The organism is Clostridium sp. OM05-5BH (assembly GCF_003481505.1).
GTDB lineage: Bacteria > Bacillota > Clostridia > Lachnospirales > Lachnospiraceae > Otoolea > Otoolea fessa.
On sequence record NZ_QULJ01000006.1, the window covers coordinates 25069 to 44005 of the forward strand.

Sequence of the window (18937 nt, forward strand, 5' to 3'; positions counted from 1 at the left end):
TAAAACTATACAAAATGGAAAATACATTCTTTTTTCAAAAATATGGTTGACAAATTCTGCAACATGATCTAATATAAAATCACAAAAGGAACAAAAATTCCATAATCGACAAAAAGGAACAAATTAAATGAAATGGAGGATTTCAACATGAAAACAAGAGAAGTTGTATTCTACAGCGAAGGCGCAAAGATGGTAGGAGATATTTATCTCCCGGATGATTACAAAGAGGGCGAGAAGAGACCAGCAGTTCTGTGTAACTCTGGATGGACCGGCGTTAATAAGTGCTATCCGGCACTGTTTGCAAGAGCTTTAACAGCAAGAGGATTTGTATGCATGGGCTTCGATTACAGAGGATTTAAGCCGAGTGAGAATGTTCATCCATGCCTGCCGAAGTACACAACCCTTGAGACAGAGGTTGAAGACGTGGCAAACGCATTTACTTTTATGCAGATTCAGCCGGAAGTAGAGCCGGAACGCTGCGGACTTCTTGGATGGGGTGTCGGCGGTGCTGTATGCGTAACCGTTGCAGCGCGTGACAAGGAAGTAAAAGCGATTGCAACCCTGAACAGCTTTGTAAATGGCGAGCGCTGGATGCGTGACGGCATGGGAAATGATAAGTTTGGAAAGAGCGTTGCACGCCTCAGAGAAGACCGTATCAAGAGAATTACAACCAACGATCCGGTTCTGATGCATCCGTACACCGATTATCCGAACATCACAGAGAGCGGCGATTTCTATACAGACCATGTATTAAAAGAGATCAACGGCGGTATCGGCGATTCTGTCAACAAGGATAATGGCGAGGAGTTCCCGACCCCGATGAGCACCGCAATCGGCGAGAGCTTCATCCGTTTCAACGTAGAAGACCTGCTTCCGAGAATCGCACCGCGTGCTGTCTTTGTAGGTCATGGCTATTATAACGAGCTGCATCAGCGTGTAGAGGCAGAAGAAGCATACCGTCTGGCACAGGAGCCGAAGCAGTTATACTATGTAGATGGCAAGCACAATGAGTGGATGTTCGACGACGATCCGAAGTTCCAGGCACTGGCTGACGCGCTGGCAGCATTCTACAAGGAGAATCTGAAAGCATTCCAGTTTGGTTTACAGAAATAATCTATGGACAGAGAAAAAGAGATTGCATATTTAATGCAGGGAGCGTATGACCTCCATATGCACGCAGCCCCGTCCCCCTTTCATCGAGTTTTGGATGATTACGGGCTGTTAGAAGAAGCCGGGAGAGCCGGAATGGCAGGAATTATGCTGAAATCTCACTATGAGTCCACGATTGCGCGGGCAATTCTGGCCAATATCCACTGTGCTTCGTGTACGAAAGCCTATGGCGGTCTGGTGTTAAACTGGCCAGTCGGAGGACTCAATCCATATGCGGTTGAAAATGCGATGAAGCGCGGATGCCGTATCGTGTGGATGCCGACCCGGGACGCAAAGAACTCTTTGTGTTCCGGGAATATGCCGGGAGATTTCTTTGACCGCTCTGGAATCTCTATCCTGACCGAAACAGGGGAGCTGAGGGCGGAAGTTTTGGAGATTTTGAGGATTGCCAGAAAGTATGATGCGGCAGTCGCGACCGGGCACATCAGCCCGGAGGAAAGTATTCTCCTGTGTCAGGAGGGAATCCGGCAGGGAAACCGTATGGTTCTGACACATCCAGAATTTCCGCGGACGCGTGTCGATGTAAAAACGCAGAAACAGCTGGCAGCTCTGGGCGTTTATATTGAAAAATGCTGGTATAATGTGGCAGAAAAGGAATGCACGGCGCAGGAGATGGCAGACCATATCCGGGTAGTCGGAGCCGAACACTGTTTTATGGTAACGGATCGGGGGCAGACTTCAAGAGAACACCCGGTGGAAGCGATGAAGTTGTTTATGCAGACATTGCTGGATGAGAGAATCACGGAAGATGAGATTTATGTGATGACGCATACGGTGCCCCGGAAGGTGCTGGGAGAGTTATAGTAAATTTGATAATTGAATATGAAAAAATAAAAAGGTCAAAAATCAATTATAAGTTTACTTATAAGAATTCTTGACCTTTTTATTTTTTTCGAGAAGTACTTTTAAGAAGGTAAGGGATAATATAGTGTACTGGAAGGAGGATATCTATGGAATATACCAATATGTCGTTTCTATATGATTTTGCATTTATGTCGCTGCTGCTGATTATAGCCCAGTTCCTGCGTTCCCGTATAAAATTTTTGCAGATGTTTTATATTCCAGCGTCTGTTCTGGCAGGTCTGATGGGACTTGTCCTGGGACCGCAGTTTTTAAACGTGATTCCGTGGAGCGGTAAAATAGGAAGTTATGCTTATATGCTGGTATGTGTATTATTTGGCGGTTTGTTCCTGGGAAAAAAAGATAAAACCAATGTAAAACAGATTCTGACAAAGGTGGGCGATTCCTTTTGTGTCAATATGGGAGCTGAATTTTTCTGTTTTGGTATTGCACTGCTGGTAGGCGGTGCACTGATGAAAATTTTGTTTCCAAATGTATTTACAGAAATTGCCCTGCTGATGCCATCTGGATTTTGCGGTGGACATGGCTATGCTTCAACGATTGGAACGGCACTTAACAATTCACTGGGACGTGAAGATGGCGTTGTACTGGGGCAGACGTTTGCAACCGTGGGCCTGTTAGTTGGTTTGTTTGTAGGAATTGCCTGTATTAACTATGCAACCAGACATGGAGGAACACGTCTGGTAGAAAAAGCGGAATCTCTTCCGGAAGAGTGCCGCACAGGAATCGTTCCAGTAGGTAAGAGAAATTCGATGGGAGAAGAAACCATCAATCCAATGAGTATGGATCCGTTGGCATTTCATCTTGCACTCACGCTGACTGCAACACTGTGTGGTTATAAGTTCTACGATTTTTATAAACAGTTCTTACCGAATGTAGAATTACCGGTTATGTGCCTGGCAATGATATTTGGTGTCATTATTAACACGATTATAGGGCATACTCGTTTTAAAGACAGTATTGATGAGCATGTGGAAGGACGGATTGGTTCGATGGTAACCGATTATCTGGTTGGCTTTGGTGTGGCATCTATTTCGATTTCCATTGTACTTGAATTTGCAGGTCCGATTTTAGTTTTATGTGTATTAGGAATGCTGACATCCCTGTTTTTAGTATTTGTAGTTGGACAGAAGCTGTTCCGCAATTTCTGGTTTGAACGATCAATTTTTGTATTTGGATGGACAACAGGAGTGGTGGCAATCGGTGTTACGCTTCTTCGAATTGTAGATCCGGAAGGAAAGAGCGGCACATTGAATGACTATGGATATTCGTATACGCTGCAGTCCGTGATTGAGGTCTTTATCATCGCATTTACGCCAATTTTGACGGTTTCCATGGGATGTATTGCAGTTGGTGTGATTGAAACGGGAATTGCTGTGGTGCTCTTCCTGATATGTGCAAAATGCTTTGGTGTACATAATGAGAGGATGAATGAGCTTCGGGAAGGTGAAGCAGAGGTCATAAGTAAATAAGTCTTTGTATATTCTGAAAAATGTGTGGTTGGACATGAAAATGAACAGCCACACATTTTTTATTGATAGAAAGTTCGCCTCGGACTAATGTAGGTGAAATAGAGGAGAATGATGAGAGAAAGAAAATCTCTCATTTTTATGGTGAAGTGCATTGACTCCCCAGATTCCCAGAAGGACGAGAGCAATACCGAAAAATTCATGGAAACCGAAAGGCTCGCTAAGAATAATAACGCCTGTAAATACAGCTGTAACAGTGGAGATGCCGCTGAAGCTGGATGCAGTAGCCATGGACATATGGGTAAAAACTATGTTCCGCAGTGCTGAAGCATAAAGTGAGGACCCGATGGATAAGGCAAGAAGACAGCCAACGATAACAGGATCCGCGAGCGGACGAAATAACTCGATGGGATCGTTGGAAACAAGGTGCGTTATCAGAGAAATGCTTCCATAAACGGCGAACATAGCGAAGCTCATAGCATAGGTAATGTCCAGAGGTGTCAGATGTTTTTCGAGCTTCCGGATACAGAGATTTAAGGAAGAGGACATAAAGGCAGCCATTAACAACAGGAAAAAGCCCCATACGGTTGCAGCCTTATCCTCAGAATTTCCGGCAACAATGAAAATACCTAAAAAGCTAAGAAGAATAAAGAAAAATTGTCCTGCAGAGGGCTTTTCGTGAAAAAACGGAATGGCAAGCAAGGTGGTGATTAGCGGGATTAATGCCAGAATCACACTTGCTTTCCCAGAAGGATAGAAGCACATGCCGGTGGTTTCAAAAAAGCCATTAAGCAACTGGAAAATACAGATAGGAAGAATACATATGCCCATATCACGAAGAGAACGTAGATGAATTCGTTCGGTATGTTTTAAGGCGTAAAGTAGCACAAGACAGATTGCAAAACGAAGTGCAATTAGTAGTGCGGTATCTCCATTTAGGCGTGCAGTTAAGATTTTTAGCGGTAAATAAGAAATGCCAAATAAGAAGTTGTATAGGATAGCTCCTAGGATTGGATTAGTTTGTGCAAATTTCATGACGTTCCTTTCAACATGATTATATGATAAATGGTTCAATATAGGAAATATATGTCAAAGAAACCTCTGTAATCAAGGAAGAATTGCAGAGGTTTCTTTAATTTTTATATGTTTTTATATTTTGTGCGAACGCTTTTAATTTGAAAAGCTATACCTTATCGGAACTGCCAGATCCTGTTTTATCAAATTTTTTATAATTTTTAATCAGAATTCCCAGACTGGCGGTGGCGCCGATCATGATGAGGGCGGCGAACATTCCGCCGAAGTTTGCGATGATCTTGACACCATTGACACCAACGGTTGCGATCATGATGTAGCCGACTGCCATCGGAACGACACACCACACAAGCTTTAACCACATCGGGGAGTCCGGGGAATCCGGGTTGATACCCTGAGTGGAGATGCCTGCCATAGCGATACAGTTGGAGTTGCAGGCGGTAATGGTGCTGAGGAAGATCAGAACAACGAATAATGGGATGATCAGATTTCCAAGCGGAAGAGCTCCTAACATATCATAAGGAACATTCTCAACGCCGCGGTCATAAGATGCAACGAGGTCGAACAGTCCAGAAGTCTGAACCCACAGAGAGGTACCGCTGACTAAAACCATCCACAGGGCACTGACAGAAGCACAAAGACCTACATATAATCCAAGCACGTGTTTTACCTTGCGTCCATAAGCGATCTGTCCCATGAAAGCGCCAGAGGTAGGTGCCCATGCCATCCAGCTGAACCAGTAGAAGGTGGTCCACCACTGCGGCCACTGGGTTCCAACGGATTCACCAGTAATCAGGATACGTTCAATAAAGGTACCTGCGAAACCGCCCAATGCCTCGGTAGAGAGGTTGAACAGGAAGGAGGCATTTGAAAATACCAGCAGGAAAATCAGGAAAATAGCAAAGCCGTATACGTTGATATTGGAAACATGCTTCATAGCTTTCTGGATACCGGAAACAGCCGTAGCAACCGTGACAGCGGCAACGACAATACCGACCATAAACCAGAGGCGGGCATTAGATGGAAGTCCAAGCATTTTAGAGATACCACCGGAAATATTCATGAATGCCTGTGCAACAGAACCAGCCATACCGGCACCGATGGCAAATAAGGTGATTGCGTCGATGGTCTGCATCCAGCGAGGATGGTAGCAGCGGTCACCCAGAAGAGGGGAAACTTCACTGGCGATGGAATACGGCTTTTTCGCGTTGTAATACATGAAAGCAAATACAACCGCCGGAACCGTATACATACAATATGGAACGATCGTCCAGTGAAGGAACATGGTTTCCATGGCAAATTTCAGGGAACCGCTGGTAGAAGGTTCAACGCCGTATAATTCGGTCGGCGGGTACGCGTAATGCGCGATCGGCTCCCCCGGTCCCCAGAAGAGGACACCGGCTGCCATGGTTGTTGTGAGGGCGATAGTAAACCAGGAAAAATTGCTTAGTTCTGGTTTGGCGTCCTCACCGCCGATTCGTACATCGCCAAATTTGGAAAACATGGCAACAACGGCGACGATTACGATTGCAAGGGCGAGAATGCTGGCAGCCCAGCCGAGATTTTTGATGATCCAGTTGTTGATATTATTGATGACTCCCAGAAAAGTTTCCTGATCGACAAGGCTTAAAACAAGGAACGCGACCAGAATAATAAATGGCGGGAAAAAGGTCATGATGCGAATTTTTGAGTTTTCATTTTTAGCATTTTTATCAGTCATTTATGATTCCTCCTTGTAGGGTGTATCCCAGATAGGACGATAGTCCTCCGGGTGGCGGTCGGTCAGAACGGTATTAAAATCACGTTCTTTTGCAATCCGGTTTAAATCAACGCTTCCATATAAAATAGCTTCTTCCTGGACGCCGCAGCTGTCAATCCGTTCTCCAATAGGACTTACCAGCTGGCTTTTTCCTGCGAAGATCTCATCGCCGGACAATCCACAGCGGTTGACTGCGGCTATGTATACAAGATTGTCCAGGGCACGGCACGCAAGGTTTAAATCCCACCATTCTTTGAAATAGTAGCTGGCGCGCCATGCGGCCGGGACTAAAACCAGTTCGGCACCGGCCAGTGTCAGCAGGCGGACGGTTTCTGGAAAGCATACGTCGTAGCAGATGACGACGCCGATCTTTCCGAGTTTTGTCTCAAAGACCGGGTACTGGGTGCCGCGCTGCAGATAAGTTCGTTCGTCTCCGACGGGATGCGTTTTTGAATAATGCCCGAGAATCGTGCCGGTATCATCGATCAAAAAAGCAGAGTTTTCGACGCCAGACGGAGTAGACAAAAGGATCGGAGCCAGAATAAAGACGGAAAGTTCCTTCGCCAGGGTACGCATCCGCGTCAGGGAAGGGCCATCTTCGGTTTCCGCAAGCTTCATCATATCCGGGATGCGGGAACCCAGATAACCTACATTAAATACCTCAGGCAGACAAATCAGTTTTGCACCGTGGGCCGCTGCTTTTCGGATCTGTTTTTCTGCCTTATCAAGATTATTAGAAACATGGAACAAATCGCAGTCCATCTGGAGCATGGCGATTTGGTAAGGTGATCGAGTTTGTTGCATTTGAGTATCCCCTTCCTAAAATAGAATATTTATTCCATAAACGACATTTATGATATAATTATAGAATTTATAAAGGAATAAATCAACCAAAAATACAATAACAAAGAACAAATTTACCTTTTTTACAAAGAAATCCTCCGAAATTTGTCTGCTTTGACGAAAAACAAATGTCAAATTGACGAATTTCTAAGGAAAGTATATAATAAAACCAAACGAAAATCGAGTGAGAATCTTGGAATGAATGAGGATAAACGATGGGCAATGAAGTATTGGAACAGATCATAAAAATCAAGGACGCCGTACCGAAAAAACAGAGAATTCTCTGCAATTATCTGGCGCTGAATTATGAAAAGATTGGCGTGATGACGGTGGCGGAGCTGGCGGAAAATGCGGGTGTGGGAAGCACGACGGTCATGCGTCTGGTACAGCTTCTGGGCTTTGACAGCTACACTACATTTAAGAAAGCATTGGCACAGGAATCGCTTTTGAAAAATACAACGCCGTACCGCAGCCTGCGGCAGGAATTTTCCCGTACCTCGGAGACGGCGAGCCGGGATACGTTCCATATGGCGATCGCGGACGGAATCCAGGTGCTTGAAAATCTCTGTACGCCGTCAAACATTTCCCAGTTTGAGGCGGCAATCCAGCTGATGCTGGAATCAGATCAACTCTATATATTGGGAATGCGTTCCAGCAAGGCGCTGGCGCTGTATTTTGAATATGTGGCAGAGCGCTTTTATCCGCATATCCGCCAGCTCAGCCGGGAGGAAGAGTTTGTCTATGACCGGATTGCAATCAATACGACGCCGAAGGATGTGCTTTTAGTGTATTCGGTCTGGCCATGTACGAAAAAGACGATTCGTGTGGCAGAGTTAGCACATAACCTGGGAATCCCGATGATACTGATCACAAATACAAGCTTAAATCCATTGGTAAAGATCGCAGATGTAGTGATTGATACGAATTCTGTGAACCATCCGAGCGGTGATACTGCTTTGATGCTGGTAACGGAGGCGCTCATGAGTGAACTGGGAAGACGGACCGCACCGGAATCCACGAAGAATATTGAAAAGATCGAACAGGCATTGAATGACAATGGACTGATTCTCTGGGAGAATTAATCGAAGATGTGTAACTGGAAAACCCGATAAAGAAGGGCTGCCGTTATTCCTCAAACGGCAGCTCTTCTTTTCGCAAAAATGTCCGGATCGACTCGTCCCACTCGCGTTCCAGCGTCTTGTCTAACGTAAATTGGTTGAGCGACAGCCCGGTGACACAGCTTAAATGCTGGTTTTCATAATGAATATTTAAGAACAGTCCGCCGACCTGCTCCGGGAGCCATTGGCTTTTGCGGGCGGTCAGAAACTGTTCGGTGGCAGCTTTCGGAAGCTTCAAAATGATGGAGAAGCGCTCCGGAAGCTTTTTTCCTTTTATGAGGGAAAAACAGAACGGGCGCAGAGTTTTCCAGGTTGAATATTCTTCAATCTGCCCCTCGGCACGCTCTTCTTCGGAATAAAAGCTTTTATGGACGCGTCCGTCGATGGAGAAGGTGTTGAACGTCACGATCTCCGCTTCCTTGAGCAGAAAGCGGTCAAATGTCTCTCCGATGAACAGTTTCTTGGTAAATAATTTTATATCACAGATATTGCAGGCAATCATATGTGTCCTCGCTGAGATGGTAAATTCGTTATTTTCTGTGTAATGTAGAAACAATAACGTAGATTCTATTTTATCGCAGGCGGGAAGGGGACGCAAGTGACTTCTTATTGGCAAGACGGAGAATTTTAAAATCTTATTAGCACTCAACAAAAATGAGTGCTAATTTTCTATTGACATCTTGGAACGCTGGTATTAAAATAAGAGTCACGGTGATGGAAAATCACAAAAAAAGAATTTTACAAGCGTATATTTATGTAGCTGGATAGCAGGATTGGACGCGGCAGAGTGAAACTGCCAGACTCCATTTCCGGGAGCGGATATCCACTGTATTTTGCAATCAAAAGGAGTGTATAGATATGGCAGCAAAAACAGGAAGTTTATCAATCAACAGCGAGAATATTTTCCCGATCATTAAGAAATGGCTTTATTCCGATCATGATATTTTCTATCGTGAGCTGATTTCCAACGGATGCGACGCGATCACGAAGCTGAAAAAGCTGGCGCTGATGGGCGAGTATGAGGAGCCCGGGGAGACGGAGTATAAGATTCAGGTTACCGTTAATTCCGAGGACAAGACGATCACCGTCGAGGATAATGGTATCGGTATGACTGCCGAGGAAGTGGAAGAGTACATTAACCAGATCGCATTTTCCGGTGCACAGGATTTCCTGGCAAAATATAAGGACAAAGCAAACGAAGACCAGATTATCGGTCATTTCGGTTTGGGTTTCTATTCTGCATTCATGGTGGCGGACAAGGTTACGATCGATACTCTTTCTTATAAGAAAGACGCAGAGCCGGTTCACTGGGAGTCTGAGGGCGGCACTGAGTTTGCGATGGATAAGGGCGATAAGGAAGGCAATGGTACCAAGATTGTCCTTTATTTAAATGAAGACAGCACTGAGTTCTGTAATGAGTATCGCGCACGTGAAGTCATCCAGAAGTACTGCTCTTTCATGCCGGTTGAGATTTACCTGAAAAATGCAACGGCAGAGCCGGAGTATGAGACGATCGAGAAGGATCAGCTGACCGACAAGGACACCATCGTTGAGACGGTGGTCGAGGAAGCAAAGACCGAGGAAAAGGAGAAAGAGGACGGCACGAAAGAGACCGTGGAGGTATCTCCGAGAACCGAGAAATATAAGATCCTGAAACGCCCGGTGGCACTGAATGACATTCACCCGCTGTGGAACAAGCATCCGAACGAGTGTACCGAGGAAGAATACAAAGAATTTTACCGCAAGGTATTTATGGATTACAAGGAACCGCTGTTCTGGATTCATCTGAACATGGATTATCCGTTCAACCTGAAAGGTATTCTGTACTTCCCGAAGATCAACATGGAGTACGAGAGCATTGAGGGCACCATCAAGCTGTACAACAACCAGGTATTTATCGCGGATAATATCAAGGAAGTTATTCCGGAGTTCCTGATGCTCTTAAAGGGCGTGATCGACTGCCCGGATCTGCCGTTGAATGTATCGAGAAGTGCGCTGCAGAATGATGGATTTGTAAAGAAGATTTCCGATTACATCACCAAGAAGGTAGCGGACAAGCTGACCGGTATGTGCAAGACTGACCGTGAGACCTATGAGAAATATTGGGACGATATCGCTCCATTTATCAAATTTGGCTGCTTAAAGGATCAGAAATTTGCTGAGAAGATGGATGACTACATCATTTACAAGAATCTGGACGGAAAATATCTGACGCTGAAAGACTGCATGGATAAGGCGAAAGAGGAAGGTCATGAGAACCAGATCTACTATGTAACAAATGAGAAAGAGCAGAGCCAGTACATCAACATGTTCAAGGCAAACGGACAGGATGCGATCATCATGTCTCACAGCATTGATAATCCATTCATCAGCCAGGAAGAGCAGAAGCATGAGAACCTGAAATTCCTGCGTATTGATGCCGATGTCAATGACACGCTGCGCGAGGAAGTGAAGGAAGAGGACAAGGAAGCGCTCAAGAAACAGGAAGAGACGCTGACAGAGACCTTCAAGAAAGCACTGGGCGATGATAAGCTGCAGGTAAAGGTTGAGAAGCTGAAGGATGCTGAGATTTCTTCGATGATCACCCTGTCGGAGGAAACACGCCGTATGCAGGATATGATGAAGATGTACAACATGGGCATGGACGCGTCGATGTTCGGCGGCAGCGGTCAGGTGCTGGTACTCAACGCGAACAACAAGCTCGTTCAGTACGTCTTAGAGCACACGGATAGCGAGAATACGCCGAAGATCTGCGAACAGCTCTACGACCTGGCACAGCTCAGCCACGGTTCCCTGACACCGGAGCGCATGACGAAGTTTATCGCACGGTCGAATGAGATTATGGGTATGATGCTGAACTAAGGGCGTTTGGTTCACGACTGTTTTATATAGGAAAATATGTTAAAATATCATATGTGATATAATAACGGAGCTGCTGCATGTAAATGTGGCAGCTCTTTTATTACCTGTCGTAAGGGAGCAAATGGGATTCACTATTTCACGAATTTAGTATTTATGATAGAATAGGAGCACTTAGCAAGGTTTTTTCAGATTTGACGGGGAGGTGCGTGTATGTTTGGAATCGGAGGATGGAAACAGGTTGGCGCGACGTTTGATATGAAACGGCAGGCGGCGATCCGGGAGCAGCTGGAACAGGCGGGAATTGAGTATCAGGTCAAGGTGCAGAACCGTCTGAAATCGGGCGTGCTTTCCGGCAATCAGCGGGCGAGGCTGGGAAGTGCGGGAGAAAATGCGGCATCGGAACGGGAATATCTGTTTTATGTGCAGAAAGCAGAGGAGGAAAAGGCGCGCCGTGTGATAGAAAGCGCCGGAAGATAAAACAGGTATTTTCTGGGAATGAAAGACCTGAATGACGAAGGAGAGAAAATGGGAGAGGGAAACTGGAACGAATCGGATCTTTGGCAGTGGGAAGCAGATGAAAATGGTCTGCAAACGGAACCTGAGCTGCAGAATGCGGTTCAGAGTCCGAAACAAATCCGAAAAACCTGCCGCCGCGAGGTGCGCCGTGTCTGCAATGTCCTCGGCTGGGCGCTGGCATTTTTCAGCGTGATGACGATGCTTGTCAGCATACTTCTGGAAGTGGCTGGAAACGTATGGGCGGACGGAGGCGTGATCAGTACGTTTTTGAACCGGATGGTAAATGCAGCGTGGTATGAGGACGGCGGAAGCACGCTGGTCATCTATGCGCTGGTTCTTCCATTCGTATTTTTAATTCTGCGCCTTGTCCCGGAAGAACGGGCAGAGAAAATGAAGATTAGTTTCCTGCAGTTCTGTATGTTTTTTATTTTGGCACAGGGATTTGGAACTATCTTTAACCTGCTGGGAAATGCAATCAATGATGCGGTGGCGGCAAGTAGCGGCGGCGATGCATCCGCGATGAACCCGGTCAACGAGATGCTGGATTCGCTCTCGCCGGTAATGATTTTATATGTAGGGTTTTTAGGACCCATTATTGAGGAATATATCTTTCGATGGAAACTCTTAAACCGATTGCGCCGTTTTGGCGATAAGGCGGCGATCACCTACACGGCGCTGATGTTTGGTCTGATGCACGGAAATGTGACGCAGTTTCTCTATGCGGCGGTGATTGGCGTGGTTCTGGGGTATGTGGCGGTGAAGACGGGACGGATGCGTTATAACTGTCTGCTGCATATTCTGATCAACAGCTGGTCGTTAGTGATAGCGATGCTTGGAACACAGGATACGCTGCTGCCGCTGTTTATCACGTTTCTGATGACCGGGTTTATGTGCTGCACGATCATCGGGGCGTTTGTTCTGCTGATTTTCAATTTCCGGAAAATCCGGCTGTCCGATGGGGCACTCCCAGAGGGAGTGAAATTCCGCAATATATGTGGGGCAATGTATGGGAATCTCGGAACAGTGGCATTTATTCTGGTAAGTTTGATTACGATGGCGTTTTTCTTGTCGAGATGATGTGGTGGTCAGCTGCTGTTCACAAGCAGGCACTTTTGGAGGTGAAAGTGCCGTAAGATAACGTGGTGGCAGCAGGAATTAGTTGTATTTAAATGCGAAGCCACGGTAAAATCTGTTACTGGGCACGTGTGCGTGAACAGTAACACTGTTCATGTGTTTGTCATGTATTTCAGCATGTATTTCACGGGATTATGCTTGACTTCCTACTGTGTGATTACTATAATAAATAGTAATGAATACTACGTGATGTGAATTGCGTAACGGGAGGACGTTATGTTATATAAAATTATTGGTGACAGCTGCATGGATTTGACGGAGGAACTGAAATTGGATCCGCATTTTCAGATGATTCCGCTGACCCTTCAGATAGGGGATTACAAGGTAACGGATGATGAGACATTTAACCAGAAGGAGTTTCTGGCAAAGGTAAAGGCAAGTCCCGAGTGCCCGAAGACGGCGTGTCCATCGCCGGAGAGCTTCAAGGAAGCATTTGAGGGCGAGGCAGAATATATTTTCGTGGTAACGCTTTCGAACCATCTGAGCGGCTGCTACAACTCGGCGGCTTTGGCAAAACGCCTTTATGAGGAAGAGAACGGAACGGACGGGAAGAAGATTGCAGTCATTGATTCCCTGTCGGCGTCGGCGGGCGAGTTAAATATTGCGCTGTTCATCCGGGATCTGTGCGAGAAAGGTCTTCCGTTTGAGGAGATCTGCAGGCAGACGGAGGCATATCGGGATTCGATGAACACGTATTTCGTCATTGAGACGCTTGATTTCTTAAAGAAAAATGGCCGTCTGACCGGTTTGACGGCTTTTATCGCGTCAGCGCTGAATATCAAGCCGGTTATGGGCGCGGACAGCGGTACGATCATCAAGCTTGATCAGGCGCGCGGCATGACCCGGGCGCTCGACCGGATGGCGGAGATTGCGTGCAAAGAGGGCGGCGATACCGCAAGCAAACGTCTGGTGATCGCACACTGTAATAACCCGGAACGTGCTGAGCACGTGAAAGAGATCATGTGTAAACGGGCAAACTTCCGTGAGGTAGTGATCACGAATACGGCTGGCGTTGCAACCGTATATGCGGGAGACGGCGGAATCATTATGACACTGTAGGGAGAAAGAGTGGGTGATGACAGCTGGAAAGGTGGAAAACGCCGGACAGCTGCGATTGATTGAGGAAAAATGAAGCATACATTTTTTAGTAAATGCACGAAAATGCCGTTCAGATACCGGACGGCATTTCTTTTATCTAGAATTGGAAATTTGACAATTTTGGCAGGAATGACGCTTTTGCTTGGCGGATGCCAGGCGGGAGGTTCCATATGGAAAGAGACAATCTCATTGGAGCCAAAAGACAAAACGGTATCGGAAGAAACGCTTGATCCGGAAACAGATATAGACGGGCAGGTGGAGTCAGAACAGGTAGATGGCGCGGAACTGGGGGTGGAAATGCAGGGGCAGGACGAATCTGGCAAACTTGAGTTAGAACCGGGAGAAAATGATTCAAATGAGTGTTCGCTTCTGTTTGCCGGAGATATCTATTTTTCCAACCATGTTTTAAATGCCTACGACCGTGTGGGAGGTATCGGTGGCGTCCTCGGAGAAAGTTTGCGGGAGACGATCGCGGAGTCTGATATTTTTATGGCAAACCTGGAATTTCCGTTCAGCGACCGGGGAACACAGGCGGCGGATAAACAGTTTACGTTCCGGGTATCGCCGTCCCGCGTGTCTATTTTACAGGAGATCGGACCAGACATCGTGACGGTGGCGAACAACCATGCGCTAGATTACGGCACGGACGCACTGCTGGACACGTGCGATACGCTGGACAGTGCCGGGATTTTGCATGTTGGGGCGGGAAAAAATCTGGAAGAGGCGAAACAGCCGCAGATCATTGAGAAAAATGGAAAAAAGATTGGTTTTCTGGGCGCGTCGCGCGTCTTTCCGACGGGCGGATGGGCGGCAGGATCGTCGCATCCGGGCATGTTTTCGGCGTATGACACGGCTTCGGTCGTGCAGGAGATCCAGAAGGTAAAGAAAGAGTGTGATTATCTGGTTGTCTATGTCCACTGGGGTATCGAGCGGAACACGCAGCCAGAGGCGTACCAGCGGGAGATGGGACATCAATACATCGACGCGGGCGCTGATCTGGTGGTTGGCAGCCATCCACATGTGCTGCAGGGGATTGAGCTGTATCATGGAAAATGGATTCTGTACAGTCTTGGAAATTTTGTGTTCGGAAGCTCGATTCCGGAGACAATGCTGGTGCAGGCGTCGGTAGATGCACAGGGAGAGACGGCGCTTTCGATTGTGCCTGCAACTTCATCCGCCGGATATACGAGAGAGCTGGACGTGGGGAAGAAAGAGGCGTTTTACCAGAAGATACAGGGGCTTTCGGACGGCGTGCAGATTGATGAGAATGGAAAGGTGCAGGTGCAGTAAAATCAATTCGTGAAATCCTGCCCCTGAAAACACCCGCTTTCCCTCAGTGCCTTGGAAAACGTATTCAAAAACGCCCGCTTATTTCCACTCCATTCCGGTGCGACCAGCAATTTTTTCGGTCCATCGCCGCTGATCCGGTGGATGACCATATCGGGCGGCAGCAGGCGGATACATTCGATCAGCAGCTCAATGTATTCGTCCATTGAAAAGATCGGAAAAGGTGCTTGTTCGTAGAGCTCTGCCAGCTTCGTGCCGCGTAAAATGTGGAGAAGCTGAAGTTTGATGCCGTCGATGGCGGGCTGGAAATCGGCCAGATAGCGGACGGTATCGAGCATCTGGGCTTTCGTTTCATCAGGCAGCCCCAGAATGACATGGACGATGACGGTCAGACCGGCGGCTTTCAGTTCACGGACGGCATTTTCAAAGACCGGGAGGGAATAACCGCGCTGGATGCGCGCGGCACTTTCCTCATGGATGGTCTGAAGTCCCAGTTCCACCCAGACCGGTTTTCGACGGTTTAAGCGGGCGAGAAGCTCCATGACATCCGGCGGCAGGCAGTCCGGGCGAGTTCCGATGGACAGAGCAGCCACATCCGGGTGGGCGATTGCTTCGGAAAAAAGCGGCTCCAGATAGGAGACAGGCGCATAGGTATTTGTGTAGGACTGGAAATATGCGACATATTTTCCACCCTTTATTTTATTTGCGACACGCGTCTTTGCCGCTTCGATCTGTTCGGTCACGGAGGTGTGAGCCGGCTCTGCAAAATCGCCGGAACCGCCGTGGCTGCAGAAAATGCAGCCGCCCGTTCCCAGCGTACCGTCCCGGTTGGGACAGGTCATGCCGCCGTCGAGCGCCAGCTTGTAGATTTTCTGCCCAAATTGGTCTTTCAGCCATGCATTTAACGAATAGTAAGGGCGGCCGTCGGAGTAGCGGCGGGGTGGAACAGAAAATGACCGACCATTGGAGGCGGCGGGGGTATGATGAAAATTTTCAGGTAATGATATATGGGATTGAGTCGTTGATTTCATAGGAACTCCTGTGTTTTAATCAAAAATAGTAACTGAACAGTTGCCAAAAATATTACATATAAATGAAAGCTTACCAGAACCACAGCATTTTGTAAACACACGAAAGAATATCGTATTGAGGCATTTTGAGGAAAATGATATAATGAGCGCAGAAGAAAAGAATGCGGCTGCGAAGCAGACATATTCTTTTCTTGCGCCATTAACGAACGAACAGCCATGCGAAGCAGGGCGGTAGAGCGCGATAGCGCGGGTTCGTGAGTTATGATATAATACATACAAGAAGTCAGATTGAATCAAAATGTCTGAAATCATAACCATATATATAAAGGAAACAATTGTTCACGGGTAGGCACTTTTGGAACCGAAAGTGCTGTAAGAAAACGTGGTGGCAGCAGGAATTTGCCGTATTAAAATGCGAAGCCACGGCAAATTCCGTTACTGGGCACGTATGCGTGAACAGTAACAAACAATTTGGGGAAAAGGAGAAGGAATATGTCAGTCAAAGAAACACTGAAACAGCTGGAATCTGAGAAAACGAAAGTGCTGATGGCAGAATTATACGGGGCGGAGAAAGCGGAGGAGAACCGGGCGCGTTACCGCTATGTGGCAGAGCACTTTGAAAAAACATATGGGGAACGCGATATCAAGCTGTTTACTTCCCCGGGACGGACGGAGATCAGCGGCAACCACACCGATCACAATCATGGCAAGGTGCTGGCGGGCAGCATCAACCTGGACTGCGTCGGAGCGGCGGCACCGAACGGAACCGACACGATCCGCATTTTAAGTGAGACATTTCATCAAAATTTCAGCATCCATTTAAGTGACCTGAAACCGAGCGCGGGTATGAGCGGCACCATCGACCTGACAAAGGGCATTTTAAAGGGTTTTGAGGAGAGAGGATACAAGGTCGGCGGATTTGACGCATACATTACCAGCAATGTTATCAGCGCGGCGGGCGTCAGCTCTTCGGCTTCCTATGAGATGCTGATCTGCTCTATGTTAAATACGATGTTCAATGAGGGCAAGATGGACGTTGTCACCTACGCGCACATCGGAAAATATGCAGAAAACAAGTTCTGGAACAAGGCGTCCGGACTGCTCGACCAGATGGCGTGCGCGGTCGGCGGTCTGATTACGATCGATTTCAAAAACCCGGAAGCGCCGGTTGTGGAGAAGATTGATTTTGATTTTGGTGCACAGGATCACAGCCTGATGATTGTAAATACGGGAAAAGGTCACGCGGATCTGAGTGCGGATTATTCTTCTGTTCCGAACGAGATGAAGAAAGTAGCGCAGTATTTTGGCAAAGAGGTATGCGCGGAGATTTCCGAGGAAGAGGTGATCGAAAATCTGCCGGAAGTCCGTGCATTTGCGGGTGATCGCTCTGTGATGCGTGCATTCCATTTCTTTGAGGAAAATAAGAGAGTAGAGCAGGAAGTAAAGGCGCTCCTCGAAAATGATTTTGCAGCCTTTTTGGAGGGAATCACTGCTTCGGGCAATTCTTCCTGGAAATGGCTTCAGAATGTATACACGACTGCCAACGTGCAGGAGCAGGGCATCAGCATTGCGCTGGCGCTGACAGAGCTGTTTATTGCGAAAAAAGGACGCGGCGCGTGCCGGGTTCATGGCGGCGGATTTGCCGGTGTCATCATGGCGATGATTCCGAATGATCTGGTGGACGAGTATACAGAATACATTGAAAATGCGACCGGTAAGGGAAATGTATATCGCATGAGTATCCGTCCGCACGGCGCGATCTGTGTGAGCGATCGCATCTAAAGAAAAATTCCGGACGGAATGAAAGATGTGTCAAAAAGTGATGTGCAGAAAGAGATGCAAATAAGAAAACGGCATGGAGATTTGCATAGACAAAAGACAGGCTGTTTTGCAGATAAAACTGGGACATAGAAAGGCGGTGGATTTTATGGGAAATAAAAATCTGATTATCACAATCGAGAGAGAGTACGGAAGCGGCGGACGTATCGTAGGACGCAAGCTGGCGGAAGAACTGGGGCTTCATTTCTACGACGATGAGATCTTAAAGATGGCGTCGGAGAAGAGTGCGGTCGGAGAGGAATTTTTCCGTTTAGCGGATGAGAAAGCGGGAAACAACCTGCTTCACCGTCTGACTGGCGCGAAGAAGGCAGATGTGTTCGGAAAGCCGTCCCTGAAAGGCGATGTGACATCGCCGGATAACCTGTTTAAATTCCAGGCGATGGTGATGCGGGAGCTGGCAGAACAGGAACCGTGCGTATTTGTAGGCCGTGCGGCTGGCTATGTGCTGGATCAGGACGAGGAGATCGAAAATCTGATCCGCATCTTTGTCTATGCCGACCGTGTGCGCCGCGTGCAGCGCGTTATGGAAGTAGACTGCATCAGTGAAGAAAGAGCGAAGAAGCGCATCCGGAAGATTGAGAATGAGCGGAAGAATTATTATAAATATTTTACCGGAAATGACTGGAAAAACATGAAGAACTACGATCTTCCGATCAATACGACCCGCCTCGGACTGGACGAGACGGCGGAGCTGATCAAGGAATATGTGAAGCTGCGCGGGTATATGAAGTAGGGAAAAATGAAAACAACCTGTCTGTGATGCAGGCTAAAAATTTTAGTTGAAGATTGTAGGAAGCAGGGCAGATTTGGAAGATGAGAAGTACCAGCGGATCGCCAGCTCAATCAGCTCCCAGAATGCTGGGAGAGTGATTCTGGCATTCTGAATTTGCCTTTGACGACAGTAGAATCATTACGACC

16 protein-coding genes are annotated in these 18937 nt (G+C 47.2%); 11 read left to right on the top strand and 5 right to left on the bottom strand.

Annotated features, from left to right (window positions below):
* The first annotated feature begins 147 nt into the window (after nucleotides 1–147).
* The 3 genes from DXB70_RS08955 (at nucleotide 148) to DXB70_RS08965 (ending at nucleotide 3503) form a co-directional block, all read left to right on the top strand.
* Nucleotides 148–1113 (top strand): alpha/beta hydrolase, encoded by a 966-nt coding sequence (locus tag DXB70_RS08955; RefSeq protein ID WP_118673164.1) that lies wholly within the window; start codon nucleotides 148–150, stop codon nucleotides 1111–1113.
* 33 nt (nucleotides 1114–1146) lie between these two features.
* The gene (locus tag DXB70_RS08960) at nucleotides 1147–1974 is read left to right on the top strand and encodes a DUF6282 family protein (RefSeq protein WP_279221357.1); all 828 of its coding nucleotides are present in this window, start codon (nucleotides 1147–1149) and stop codon (nucleotides 1972–1974) included.
* Between the two features lie 146 nt (nucleotides 1975–2120).
* Entirely contained in the window at nucleotides 2121–3503 is a 1383-nt protein-coding gene (locus DXB70_RS08965) for a sodium/glutamate symporter (protein ID WP_118652139.1), read from the top strand.
* An 84-nt stretch (nucleotides 3504–3587) separates the two neighbouring features.
* On the opposite strand, the gene DXB70_RS08970 is transcribed toward DXB70_RS08965, so the two are convergent.
* The 3 genes from DXB70_RS08970 to DXB70_RS08980 form a co-directional block, all read right to left on the bottom strand.
* Nucleotides 3588–4535: a DMT family transporter gene (locus DXB70_RS08970; RefSeq protein ID WP_118673166.1), complete on the bottom strand. Its 948-nt coding sequence runs from the start codon at nucleotides 4533–4535 to the stop codon at nucleotides 3588–3590.
* Between the two features lie 148 nt (nucleotides 4536–4683).
* Nucleotides 4684–6252 carry a BCCT family transporter gene (locus DXB70_RS08975; RefSeq protein ID WP_118468524.1) on the bottom strand — a complete coding sequence of 523 codons (1569 nt, stop codon included), beginning with the start codon at nucleotides 6250–6252 and terminating at the stop codon, nucleotides 4684–4686.
* Nucleotides 6253–7095 (bottom strand): carbon-nitrogen hydrolase family protein, encoded by an 843-nt coding sequence (locus DXB70_RS08980; protein WP_243099935.1) that lies wholly within the window; start codon nucleotides 7093–7095, stop codon nucleotides 6253–6255.
* Nucleotides 7096–7349: 254 nt separating this feature from the next.
* Here DXB70_RS08980 and DXB70_RS08985 point away from each other — a divergent pair, with 254 nt between their 5' ends.
* Nucleotides 7350–8216, top strand: a complete 867-nt coding sequence (locus DXB70_RS08985; protein WP_107001331.1) for a MurR/RpiR family transcriptional regulator — start codon at nucleotides 7350–7352, stop codon at nucleotides 8214–8216.
* A 43-nt stretch (nucleotides 8217–8259) separates the two neighbouring features.
* On the opposite strand, the gene DXB70_RS08990 is transcribed toward DXB70_RS08985, so the two are convergent.
* The gene (locus DXB70_RS08990) at nucleotides 8260–8754 is read right to left on the bottom strand and encodes a DUF5721 family protein (RefSeq protein WP_107001332.1); all 495 of its coding nucleotides are present in this window, start codon (nucleotides 8752–8754) and stop codon (nucleotides 8260–8262) included.
* Between the two features lie 356 nt (nucleotides 8755–9110).
* On the opposite strand from DXB70_RS08990, the gene htpG reads away from it, so the two are divergent.
* The 5 genes from htpG to DXB70_RS09015 all read left to right on the top strand — a co-directional run bounded on the left by htpG (nucleotide 9111) and on the right by DXB70_RS09015 (nucleotide 15152).
* Nucleotides 9111–11114 carry a molecular chaperone HtpG gene (gene htpG / locus DXB70_RS08995; RefSeq protein ID WP_118652137.1) on the top strand — a complete coding sequence of 668 codons (2004 nt, stop codon included), beginning with the start codon at nucleotides 9111–9113 and terminating at the stop codon, nucleotides 11112–11114.
* 210 nt (nucleotides 11115–11324) lie between these two features.
* Nucleotides 11325–11591, top strand: a complete 267-nt coding sequence (locus DXB70_RS09000; protein ID WP_118473033.1) for a DUF2007 domain-containing protein — start codon at nucleotides 11325–11327, stop codon at nucleotides 11589–11591.
* 48 nt (nucleotides 11592–11639) lie between these two features.
* Entirely contained in the window at nucleotides 11640–12707 is a 1068-nt protein-coding gene (locus DXB70_RS09005) for a type II CAAX endopeptidase family protein (RefSeq protein ID WP_182448441.1), read from the top strand.
* A gap of 273 nt (nucleotides 12708–12980) precedes the next feature.
* Nucleotides 12981–13823, top strand: a complete 843-nt coding sequence (locus DXB70_RS09010; RefSeq protein WP_118638339.1) for a DegV family protein — start codon at nucleotides 12981–12983, stop codon at nucleotides 13821–13823.
* 168 nt (nucleotides 13824–13991) lie between these two features.
* Nucleotides 13992–15152: a CapA family protein gene (locus DXB70_RS09015; protein ID WP_347559612.1), complete on the top strand. Its 1161-nt coding sequence runs from the start codon at nucleotides 13992–13994 to the stop codon at nucleotides 15150–15152.
* Between the two features lie 2 nt (nucleotides 15153–15154).
* Here the strand turns inward: DXB70_RS09015 and DXB70_RS09020 are convergent, their stop codons facing one another.
* Nucleotides 15155–16180, bottom strand: a complete 1026-nt coding sequence (locus DXB70_RS09020) for a TIGR01212 family radical SAM protein (RefSeq protein WP_118629939.1) — start codon at nucleotides 16178–16180, stop codon at nucleotides 15155–15157.
* Between the two features lie 492 nt (nucleotides 16181–16672).
* Between DXB70_RS09020 and DXB70_RS09025 the strand changes: the two genes are divergently transcribed.
* Nucleotides 16673–17962 carry a galactokinase family protein gene (locus DXB70_RS09025; protein ID WP_117796884.1) on the top strand — a complete coding sequence of 430 codons (1290 nt, stop codon included), beginning with the start codon at nucleotides 16673–16675 and terminating at the stop codon, nucleotides 17960–17962.
* Nucleotides 17963–18107: 145 nt separating this feature from the next.
* Entirely contained in the window at nucleotides 18108–18752 is a 645-nt protein-coding gene (locus DXB70_RS09030) for a cytidylate kinase-like family protein (protein ID WP_107001503.1), read from the top strand.
* Nucleotides 18753–18937 lie beyond the last annotated feature (185 nt).

Bases quoted from the DNA above. Each gene is read 5' to 3' on its own strand.
- DXB70_RS08955 (WP_118673164.1), top strand. From the start codon at position 148: ATGAAAACAAGAGAAGTTGTATTCTACAGCGAAGGCGCAAAGATGGTA.
- DXB70_RS08960 (WP_279221357.1), top strand. From the start codon at position 1,147: ATGCAGGGAGCGTATGACCTCCATATGCACGCAGCCCCGTCCCCCTTT.
- DXB70_RS08965 (WP_118652139.1), top strand. From the start codon at position 2,121: ATGGAATATACCAATATGTCGTTTCTATATGATTTTGCATTTATGTCG.
- DXB70_RS08970 (WP_118673166.1), bottom strand. From the start codon at position 4,535: ATGAAATTTGCACAAACTAATCCAATCCTAGGAGCTATCCTATACAAC.
- DXB70_RS08975 (WP_118468524.1), bottom strand. From the start codon at position 6,252: ATGACTGATAAAAATGCTAAAAATGAAAACTCAAAAATTCGCATCATG.
- DXB70_RS08980 (WP_243099935.1), bottom strand. From the start codon at position 7,095: ATGCAACAAACTCGATCACCTTACCAAATCGCCATGCTCCAGATGGAC.
- DXB70_RS08985 (WP_107001331.1), top strand. From the start codon at position 7,350: ATGGGCAATGAAGTATTGGAACAGATCATAAAAATCAAGGACGCCGTA.
- DXB70_RS08990 (WP_107001332.1), bottom strand. From the start codon at position 8,754: ATGATTGCCTGCAATATCTGTGATATAAAATTATTTACCAAGAAACTG.
- htpG (WP_118652137.1), top strand. From the start codon at position 9,111: ATGGCAGCAAAAACAGGAAGTTTATCAATCAACAGCGAGAATATTTTC.
- DXB70_RS09000 (WP_118473033.1), top strand. From the start codon at position 11,325: ATGTTTGGAATCGGAGGATGGAAACAGGTTGGCGCGACGTTTGATATG.
- DXB70_RS09005 (WP_182448441.1), top strand. From the start codon at position 11,640: ATGGGAGAGGGAAACTGGAACGAATCGGATCTTTGGCAGTGGGAAGCA.
- DXB70_RS09010 (WP_118638339.1), top strand. From the start codon at position 12,981: ATGTTATATAAAATTATTGGTGACAGCTGCATGGATTTGACGGAGGAA.
- DXB70_RS09015 (WP_347559612.1), top strand. From the start codon at position 13,992: ATGACGCTTTTGCTTGGCGGATGCCAGGCGGGAGGTTCCATATGGAAA.
- DXB70_RS09020 (WP_118629939.1), bottom strand. From the start codon at position 16,180: ATGAAATCAACGACTCAATCCCATATATCATTACCTGAAAATTTTCAT.
- DXB70_RS09025 (WP_117796884.1), top strand. From the start codon at position 16,673: ATGTCAGTCAAAGAAACACTGAAACAGCTGGAATCTGAGAAAACGAAA.
- DXB70_RS09030 (WP_107001503.1), top strand. From the start codon at position 18,108: ATGGGAAATAAAAATCTGATTATCACAATCGAGAGAGAGTACGGAAGC.